This window comes from Streptomyces sp. NPDC096311, assembly GCF_044763085.1.
Lineage (GTDB): Bacteria > Actinomycetota > Actinomycetes > Streptomycetales > Streptomycetaceae > Streptomyces.
On record NZ_JBIWFN010000006.1, the window covers coordinates 205,462 to 214,870 of the forward strand.

The 9,409-nt window shown below is 69.2% G+C and carries 8 protein-coding genes; 3 read left to right on the forward strand and 5 right to left on the reverse strand.

The window, feature by feature from the left end:
• Positions 1–185 precede the first annotated feature (185 nt).
• The gene (locus ACIRA5_RS17550; protein WP_403691613.1) at positions 186–599 is read right to left on the reverse strand and encodes a pyridoxamine 5'-phosphate oxidase family protein; all 414 of its coding nucleotides are present in this window, start codon (positions 597–599) and stop codon (positions 186–188) included.
• A 132-nt stretch (positions 600–731) separates the two neighbouring features.
• On the opposite strand from ACIRA5_RS17550, the gene clpB reads away from it, so the two are divergent.
• The gene (gene clpB / locus ACIRA5_RS17555) at positions 732–3,320 is read left to right on the forward strand and encodes an ATP-dependent chaperone ClpB (RefSeq protein WP_403691614.1); all 2,589 of its coding nucleotides are present in this window, start codon (positions 732–734) and stop codon (positions 3,318–3,320) included.
• A gap of 174 nt (positions 3,321–3,494) precedes the next feature.
• Positions 3,495–4,028, forward strand: coding sequence for a YbjN domain-containing protein (locus tag ACIRA5_RS17560; RefSeq protein WP_075033056.1), 534 nt, complete (start codon positions 3,495–3,497; stop codon positions 4,026–4,028).
• 15 nt (positions 4,029–4,043) lie between these two features.
• On the opposite strand, the gene ACIRA5_RS17565 is transcribed toward ACIRA5_RS17560, so the two are convergent.
• From ACIRA5_RS17565 to ACIRA5_RS17575, 3 genes are all read right to left on the reverse strand, one after another.
• Positions 4,044–5,243 carry a hypothetical protein gene (locus ACIRA5_RS17565; RefSeq protein ID WP_403691615.1) on the reverse strand — a complete coding sequence of 400 codons (1,200 nt, stop codon included), beginning with the start codon at positions 5,241–5,243 and terminating at the stop codon, positions 4,044–4,046.
• A 105-nt stretch (positions 5,244–5,348) separates the two neighbouring features.
• Positions 5,349–6,563 carry a pyridoxal phosphate-dependent aminotransferase gene (locus ACIRA5_RS17570; RefSeq protein WP_403691617.1) on the reverse strand — a complete coding sequence of 405 codons (1,215 nt, stop codon included), beginning with the start codon at positions 6,561–6,563 and terminating at the stop codon, positions 5,349–5,351.
• Positions 6,564–6,889: 326 nt separating this feature from the next.
• Entirely contained in the window at positions 6,890–7,228 is a 339-nt protein-coding gene (locus tag ACIRA5_RS17575) for a hypothetical protein (protein WP_391773357.1), read from the reverse strand.
• Between the two features lie 352 nt (positions 7,229–7,580).
• Here ACIRA5_RS17575 and ACIRA5_RS17580 point away from each other — a divergent pair, with 352 nt between their 5' ends.
• Positions 7,581–7,922, forward strand: coding sequence for a hypothetical protein (locus tag ACIRA5_RS17580; protein ID WP_403691619.1), 342 nt, complete (start codon positions 7,581–7,583; stop codon positions 7,920–7,922).
• A 450-nt stretch (positions 7,923–8,372) separates the two neighbouring features.
• Here ACIRA5_RS17580 and ACIRA5_RS17585 read toward each other — a convergent pair whose 3' ends face one another.
• Positions 8,373–8,639, reverse strand: a complete 267-nt coding sequence (locus ACIRA5_RS17585) for an antibiotic biosynthesis monooxygenase (RefSeq protein ID WP_403691621.1) — start codon at positions 8,637–8,639, stop codon at positions 8,373–8,375.
• Between the last annotated feature and the right edge of the window lie 770 nt (positions 8,640–9,409).

The window sequence follows — 9,409 nt, forward strand, 5'->3', positions numbered from 1 at the left end:
GCGGCCGGTCGGCCGTGTCCCATGCCAGGGCCGGTCGGCCGCGTTCCGGCGCTGGGGCCGATCAGCCGTGTCCCGCGCCGGAACCGGTGAGTCGTGTCCCGCGCCGGGGCCGGTCGGCCGCGTTCCAGTGCCGGGGACCGTGAGTCGTGTCCCGTGCCGGGGCCGACCGGCCGTGCCCGGGTGCGTCAGCCGTGTCCCATCGCTGAGGTCAGTGTGATCTCGATCGCCACCCGGTCGGGGTTCGGTGAGGGCACCCTCCCGTACCGCTCCGCGTACCGCCGCTCCGCCTCCGCGACACGGGCGGGCTCCGTGGCGATCCTCGCGCGCCCCTCCAGCGTCGCCCACCGGCGCCCGTCCACCTGGCAGACCGAGACGCGCGCCCCCTGCGCCCCCGCGGCCAGTACGTGCCCGACCTTCGCGCTGGACTTGTTGGTGATCACTCGAGCCAGGCCCGCCTCGGGGTCGTATGTAACCCCGACGGGCACGACGTGCGGGCTGCCGTCGGCCCGGAGGGTGGTGAGGGTGCACAGATGGCGTTCCCGCCAGAAGGTGAGGTACGCGGGGTCGGGATCGTGGGGGTCCACCGGGTATGCACTCATGGTCGGAAATGTATCCCCATCCGTGAGCGCCATGGCTTCCCCGGCTGTCCTTGAGTGGAATAGACTCAACTTTGTGTACGTTGGGCGAGTCAGTCCGTACATCAGGGTCGTATTGAGGAGGAGAACGCGAACGTGGACGCCGAGCTGACCAACAGGAGCCGGGACGCGATCAACGCGGCCACCAGCCGGGCCGTGTCCGAGGGGCACCCCGACCTCACCCCTGCCCACCTGCTGCTCGCGCTGCTCGGTGGCCAGGAGAACGAGAACATCACCGACCTGCTGGCCGCGGTCGACGCCGACCAGGCCGCCGTACGGGCCGCGGCCGAGCGCGTCCTCGCCGGCCTGCCCAGCGTGACCGGATCCACCGTCGCGCCCCCGCAGCCCAACCGCGAACTGCTCGCCGTCATCGCCGAGGCGGCCGACAAGGCCAAGGAGCTCGGAGACGAGTACCTCTCCACCGAGCACCTCCTCATCGGGATCGCCGCGAAGGGCGGCCCGAGCGGCGACGTACTCTCCCAGCAGGGCGCCAGTGCGAAGAAGCTGCTCGAGGCGTTCCAGAAGAGCAGGGGAGGCCGCCGGGTGACGACCCCGGATCCCGAGGGCCAGTACAAGGCGCTCGAAAAGTTCGGTACGGACTTCACCGCCGCCGCGCGCGACGGGAAGCTCGACCCGGTCATCGGCCGGGACCAGGAGATCCGCCGGGTCGTGCAGGTGCTGTCCCGGCGCACCAAGAACAACCCCGTCCTCATCGGCGAGCCCGGCGTCGGCAAGACCGCCGTCGTGGAGGGGCTCGCCCAGCGGATCGTGAAGGGCGACGTACCCGAGTCCCTCAAGAACAAGCGGCTCGTCTCGCTCGACCTCGGCGCCATGGTGGCCGGGGCGAAGTACCGGGGTGAGTTCGAGGAGCGGCTGAAGACCGTCCTCGCCGAGATCAAGGACTCCGACGGGCAGATCATCACCTTCATCGACGAGCTGCACACGGTCGTCGGCGCGGGCGCGGGCGGCGACTCCGCCATGGACGCCGGCAACATGCTCAAGCCGATGCTCGCCCGCGGTGAGCTGCGGATGGTCGGTGCCACCACCCTCGACGAGTACCGCGAGCGGATCGAGAAGGATCCCGCCCTGGAGCGCCGCTTCCAGCAGGTCCTGGTCGCCGAGCCGTCCGTCGAGGACACCATCGCGATCCTGCGCGGACTCAAGGGCCGCTACGAGGCCCACCACAAGGTCGTGATCGCGGACAGCGCGCTGGTCGCCGCGGCCACCCTCTCCGACCGGTACATCACCTCCCGCTTCCTGCCCGACAAGGCCATCGACCTCGTCGACGAGGCAGCCTCCCGGCTGCGCATGGAGATCGACTCGTCCCCCGTCGAGATCGACGAACTCCAGCGCGCGGTGGACCGGCTGCGCATGGAGGAGCTGGCCCTCGACAAGGAGACCGACCCCGCCTCCCGGCAGCGTCTGGAGAAGCTGCGCCGCGACCTTGCCGACAAGGAGGAGGAGCTGCGGGGCCTGACCGCCCGCTGGGAGAAGGAGAAGCAGTCCCTCAACCGCGTCGGCGAGCTGAAGGAGAAGCTCGACGAGCTGCGCGGCCAGGCCGAGCGCGCCCAGCGCGACGGCGACTTCGACACCGCCTCCAAGCTGCTCTACGGCGAGATCCCCACCCTGGAGCGGGACCTGGAGGAGGCCTCCGAGGCGGAGGAGGAAGCCGCCAGGGACACCATGGTCAAGGAGGAGGTCGGCCCCGACGACATCGCGGACGTGGTCGGCTCCTGGACGGGCATCCCGGCCGGGCGCCTCCTGGAGGGCGAGACCCAGAAGCTCCTGCGCATGGAGGAGGAGCTGGGCCGCCGTCTCATCGGCCAGAGCGAGGCCGTCCGGGCCGTGTCCGACGCCGTACGCCGTACCCGCGCCGGCATCGCCGACCCGGACCGGCCCACCGGATCCTTCCTCTTCCTCGGCCCGACCGGCGTCGGCAAGACCGAACTGGCCAAGGCCCTCGCGGACTTCCTCTTCGACGACGAGCGGGCCATGATCCGCATCGACATGAGCGAGTACGGCGAGAAGCACAGCGTCGCCCGGCTGGTCGGCGCCCCTCCCGGGTACATCGGCTACGAGGAGGGCGGCCAGCTCACGGAGGCCGTGCGCCGGCGCCCGTACAGCGTCGTCCTGCTGGACGAGGTCGAGAAGGCGCACCCGGAGGTCTTCGACATCCTCCTCCAGGTGCTGGACGACGGACGGCTCACCGACGGACAGGGCCGTACGGTCGACTTCCGCAACACCATCCTCGTCCTGACCTCGAACCTGGGCAGCCAGTTCCTTGTCGAGCCGCTGACCTCCGAGGAGGAGAAGAAGCAGCAGGTCCTGGAGGTCGTGAGGGCCTCTTTCAAGCCGGAGTTCCTCAACCGGCTCGACGACCTCGTGGTCTTCTCGGCGCTGAACAAGGAGGAGCTGGAGCGCATCGCCGGGCTCCAGATCGGCCGCCTCGCCAAGCGGCTGGCCGAGCGCCGGATCACCCTGGAGGTCACCGACGCGGCGCTGGCCTGGCTCGCGGACGAGGGCAACGATCCGGCCTACGGGGCCCGGCCGTTGCGCCGCCTCGTCCAGACCGCGATCGGCGACCGGCTCGCCAAGGAGATTCTCGCGGGCGAGGTCAAGGACGGCGACACGGTCCGGGTGGACGCCTTCGGGGCCGGCCTGATCGTGGGGGCAGCCGCGCAGTAGCCCGGACGGGCTGATTCTCAGCGGTCGACGGCGCCGGTCCCGGCGGCGCCGTCGTCACTGGCCGCAGCGGATACACACGCGTGGTGGTGGTGTCCGTGCCTTTGCCTGTGGGGGTTGCCACTGACCGCCCGTGATGGGGGAGGATGGCAGCATCCGTACGAAGGGAAATACACGGTGAGCATCGACCCGTCCTCGATTCCGAATTTCGGGGGCCAGCCCGAGCCGCAGCCCGGCGGACCGGCGGGCCCCGTCGTCCCGGATCAGGACCTCGTGAAGCAGCTCCTCGACCAGATGGAGCTGAAGTACGTCGTCGACGACGAGGGTGACCTCGCGGCGCCGTGGGAGGAGTTCCGTACGTACTTCATGTTCCGCGGCGAGGGGGACCAGCAGGTCTTCTCGGTGCGGACGTTCTACGACCGGCCGCACCAGATCGACGAGAAGCCGACTCTGCTGGAGTCCATCGACGACTGGAACCGCCGCACGCTGTGGCCGAAGGTCTACAGCCACACGCACGACGACGGCACTGTCCGCCTGATCGGCGAGGCACAGATGCTGATCGGCACCGGCGTCGCCCTCGAGCACTTCGTATCGTCGACGGTCAGCTGGGTGCGGGCCGCCATCGAGTTCGACAAGTGGCTCGTCGAGCAGCTCGGCCTCGAGCAGGAAGTCAACGAGGCGGAGAAGCCCGAGGACGACGACGAGGAGTAGTCCTCCCACCAGGTTTTACAGCGGCGTGTGCGCGATGACGACCAGGTACGCGCCGTAGGCGAACGAGAGCCCGGCCAGGGCGCCGACCACCAGGACGGCGTGCCAGGGCCGGGCTCTTGCCGTGCGCACCAGCGCCCGGGCGAGCGGCAGCAGCAGCGGGAACGCGGGCAGCAGGAAGCGCGGCTTGCACTCGAAGAACCCGGAGCCGCCGAGCGCGATCAGCAGCAGTACCCCGCTGTGCACGAGCAAGGGCAGCGGGGCACGGTCCGCGATCAGCAGTCCGTACAGCAGCACGGCCGCCGCCACGACCACCATCGTCATCGAAAACACGAAACGGTCGCCGTGCATCAGCAGATGCTGGACGAAGCGAAGCGCACCGGCGCCGAAGTCGAAGCGCGATCCCCACAACCGCTGCACCTCGAAATAGCCGCCGAGCGGATCTCCCTCGCGCCGGCCCACCCACAGCACATAGCCGCCCCAGCCGACCGGTGCGAGCGCGGCGCCCGTCCACAGCCTGTGGGAAACCCGTCCACGCCGCCGCCAGACCTCGCACGCCGCCGCGGCCAGCACCGCCGCGGCCACCGCGAGCCCGTTCGGCCGCGACACGCCCGCGAGCGCGGCCAGCGTGCCCGCCCACAGCCAGCGCCCGGTGAGCACCGCGTACAGCGACCAGGCGGCGAAAGCGGTGAGGACGGGCTCGGTGTACGCCAGGGACAGCACGATCGAGTGCGGGAGCAGGCCCCACAGCAGGACCAGCACGGTGGCGACGGCGCGGCCGTGCAGCCGGGCCCCGATCGCGTAGATCCCGCAGGCGGCGACCGCGGCGGAGGTCCAGGCGACCAGCAGCCCCGCCCCGCCGCCGCTCAGCGCGGTCAGTGTGGTGACCGCGCGGATCAGCCCCGGATACAGCGGGAAGAAGGCCAGGTCGCTGTGGACGACGGTGGGCCTGAAGTACTGGGTGCGTCCGTAGCCGTGCGCCGCGATCCCCAGATACCAGAGCGAGTCCCAGGACCGCCCGAGCAGGGCGAGGGGGCGCTTGCCGCCCGCCCAGGCGGTTCCGGCGAGCACGAGTACGCCGACGAGTCGCGCCGTCGCGAACAGCGCCAGCGCCTGCGCGAGAGGGGGCAGACCGTGCGCGGGGCGCGCCAGACGGCCGTGCCCCCCGTCATCGGGCTTCGGGGCGGCGGGGGCCGGAAGGGTACTGGCGTGGGTCACACCCGAACTGTGCGTCCCTTACGGGGTATTTGCGAGCTTTACACGCCTGGGCGGGTACGGTTCCCCCACTTCGGCGCGCCTTCTCCACCGTCCCGCGCCCCCGTGCTACCCGGCCGCCTTGAGCCGCTTCGCCGCCTCCTCCAGCACCTCGGTCCGCTTGCAGAACGCGAACCGCACGAAGGGCGCGCCCGCCTCCCGGTGGTCGTAGAAGACCGCGTTCGGGATGGCGACGACCCCGGCGCGCTCCGGGAGCGCGCGGCAGAAGGCGAAGCCGTCGGACTCGCCGAGCGGCCGGATGTCGGTGGTGATGAAGTACGTGCCCGCCGGCTGGAAGACCTTGAACCCCGCCTCCGTGAGCCCGGCCGCCAGCACGTCCCGCTTGGCCCGCATGTCTGCACGGAACGCCGCGAAGTACGTGTCCGGCAGTGCCAGCGCCTCGGCCACGGCGTACTGGAACGGCCCCGACGCCACGTACGTCAGGAACTGCTTGGCCGACCGTACGGCGGTGACGAGGTCCGGTGTGCCCGTCACCCAGCCCACCTTCCACCCCGTGAAGGAAAAGGTTTTTCCCGCGCTGCCGATGGTGACCGTCCGCTCCCGCATCCCCGGGAAGGACGCCAGCGGCAGGTGCTCGGCCTCGTCGAACACCAGGTGCTCGTACACCTCGTCCGTGATGACGAGGAGATTCCGCTCGACGGCGAGCTTCGCGATCTCCCCGAGCTCCTCGCGGGTCAGGACGGTGCCGGTCGGGTTGTGCGGGGTGTTGACGAGCAGCAGCCGGGTGTTGTCGGTGACCGCGTCGCGCAGCTCGTCGAGGTCGAGCCGGAAGCGCCGGTGGGTGACTCCGTCGCGGGTCTCCTCGTGCGGGCGCAGCGTGACCGGGATCCTGGTCCCGCCCGCCATCGCGATGCTGGCCGCGTACGAGTCGTAGTACGGCTCCAGGGCGATGACCTCGTCACCGGGCTCGACCAGCGCGAGCAGCGACGCCGCGATGGCCTCCGTGGCACCGGCCGTGACGAGCACCTCGCGGTCCGGGTCGTACGCCAGTTCGTACCGGTGCTTCTGGTGCGCGGCGATCGCCGTACGCAGCTCGGGCACGCCGGGGCCCGGCGGGTACTGGTTGCCGCGCCCGTCGCGCAGCGCCCGTACGGCCGCCTCCCTGATCTCCTCGGGCCCGTCCGTGTCGGGGAAGCCCTGGCCCAGGTTGATCGAACCGGTGCTCAGGGCCAGGGCCGACATCTCGGCGAAGATCGTCGTGCCGAACTCGGCGAGTCGGCGGTTGAGGAGGGGGCGGCGGCCGTTGGAGGTCATGCCGGTCATCCTGCGCCGAAGCTCTGGAGTTCCTCAACTTACGTTCACGGATGAGCACCTGCGACGGCGCCCAACCCGCCATCTCTGAGCAGGGGCAGAGCCGTCGACAACTGTCATCGTCTGTCGTCCTGGGCCACCTTCGGACGGCCCAGAGACGGCCCCGGATGGTGCCGGATCACGGCCTTTGGCGGCAAAGCCGCGCTTTAGGAGCGAGGTTGGTCGACGCGGTGGCTGATCTGCGAAATGAGCCCTCCACAGGGCGTGGGCTTCACGGCCTGAGGACGCTGCTGTTCCCCGTGACTCCCCGCTCGTTCTGGCACGGTTGTGGCACGCGTTCAGTCGCCCTGGAACCACAGGTAACTGCCGGGGGTGTTGGCGCACTGCTGTAATTGCGTTGCGAGGTCGTCCAGTGCAGCAACCTGGTGCTGATCGCTGCACTGTTGACGCAGACTGCTGATCTCGGTGAGTGCGACGGCGGCCTCTTGCTCGTTCATCAACGTGTCTCCGTACGGATCAACAGCGGTGAGCCGCCCAGGCACCCCTAGCAGTTGCAGGGAGCCGAGCGCATCGGCCAACGCGTCCCCATGCCCGTACGAGCTACGCAGAAGTGTTGCTCGGGATTTGCGCCAGTTTCGCGTTGGCCGTGCGGAGTGCAGCTCCAGGTCGATCCCCATGGGCCTAGTCTCTCGCAGGCTCCATGGGGGCCGTCAGCATTTGATCCGTAGCTCTCAGAGATCGGTCATTGGAGGTCTTACAGGCCGCCGTGAGGGCCATGGGGGCCGGTGCTGGGCGCTGCCGGTTGCTGGGGTTGCTGTACTTCGTTGCTGTACGGCATCACAGATCCACTCGGGTCTCCGTCTCCTGACTCCCCTGCCGCAACACGACGTTCCCCTTGATTCCCCGGAGGATCTGGCAAGCATCTGGCACGAGGTCGCATCCGTGCGATCGGGCGTCGGTGGATCTTGGTCCTGGCGTTCATCCTTACCCGAGCGTGGGGTTCGAGTTCTGAGTGTGTAGCTTCACGCCATGCCCTTCGCCTTCGTTCTCGTTTCCGGCATCTTCGGTGCTCTTGCTGCTCTGCTGGCAGTGATCAACGCCGTGCAGGTCTTCCTTGGCCGTCAACTCGTCAAGCCTTCGGCGAGCAGACGCTCCCGTCGACAGCTTCGGAGCGAGTCGGCCGCTGCTGCCGTAGCCATGGGCGGTGCTTCTTTGACGGCTTTTGGCTTTCTGGCGGGTGGCCTGTGGCCTGCGGCGGGCGCACTCGTGCTGTTGTCTGGGTGGACCGCTCTTGCCGTGGTTCGTAGGCAGTTCGCTGCCGTTGTAGCCGATGCAGCAGTCATAGGCGTGACGTCGGTAGACCCGGAATGACTGGGCGGCTCGGCAGGCCGCCGTCCATCGATTGGGGACGGCGGCCGTTACGGGCACTGGCTTTGAGGTCTGGCCTCATCCTTATCAGGTCGATCATGAGGGCACGACCGTCCTCGTCGTCCCCCGATGGTCGCCGAATCGCCGGTCGTGACGGTCCGGCATTGACCGCCATAGTTCGTGCTTGTTGGTGTCAGCCGTTGGTGTCAGACACTGAGGCTGCCTTGACAAGCGGGCACCTACTGCCGCTTACCTGCGAGCCCTCGCTGCCGCATCTGTCGAAGCGTGCGATCAAGAACATGGCACCGGCGGCGGGCGCCCAAAGGGTGGTGCTTCCCCGGACGTACAGCCGCAGGTCTTGGACCAGCAGGTACGCTCTCCGGCACGGGCACCAGCGGGCGCGGCGCCCTTGTCAGTGGGCCACGCTGCGAGGTTCGGCCAGCAAATCGTCGATCACCTGGCATCGAATCTCAGGGAAAGCCTCTGCATCGCCTCACGCATCGATGAGAGGGCTTCGGGATCTACGCCCTGGCACCGCTCGCGAGTAGCGGCATCTGGCCAGCGTGCGTACGCCACCCAGGTACCGTCATCGGCTTGATGCAGGCGTGATCCATAGCTGCCGCAGCGCTTATGGATCTCCTCTGTCATGCGGTGCCAACTCGACGCGAACTGCTGCTCTTTGCCCTCATGCAGCCGCCAACGATAGATCACCGCGAACATGACATACCTCTTCCAACACTCCGGGTAACCAGTGCTCCACGTGGAAACGGGATCAGGCGGTCCTGTCTGTTGATCATTCCTGCCGGGACTGAACTGTACTCACTGCCGCTACCTCACCACCCACTCTCCCCAGCTCCCATCCCGTCTGCCGTCGGCCCACACACCGTGGAGCGGGCGTGGTTCATGGCGTCCAGGTGGAGCGCGCCACTGTACGAACGACCTGGACGCCATGGGCCGCGTCTGCTCGGCTCTGCCTGGGTCGATGGCAGATGGGATGGGAGCACCCGCACGCTCGCCACACTCTGCCGGCACTCGCGTACGGCGCCTCCTCCATCCTGGAGCCTGAGCGCCCCCGCCGGAGGCTCGTTCTGACCTGCCTTCGATAGCTGATCGCCCCAGCCCCCGCCGACCCACCACTTCTCGGCCCGCGGGGTCCGGCAGGCCTCAGCCGTGGCGTACCTGTTTTTTGATCCCAAAGCGTCTTTTCGGGTTCGTGCGGATCATGCATGCCGGTCGTGGGGCGGGGCCGTGTCCTGGTGGGGCCTGGCGTTGGGGCATGGCGGGGATTCAGGCTCGGTCCGATGGATCGGTCTTCGGCGGGGTCGGAGTGTGAAACGGGGATCAACCCGTGGCAACTATGAGGTGGCGCGGGGCGGGGCCGGGGGGGCCCCCCCCCCCCGGGGGGGGGGGCGGCCCCCCCCCCCCCCCCCCCCCCCCCGCCCCCCCCGCGGGGGGGGGGGGGGTTGTTACACCGTTCGCCAGCCCGGCAA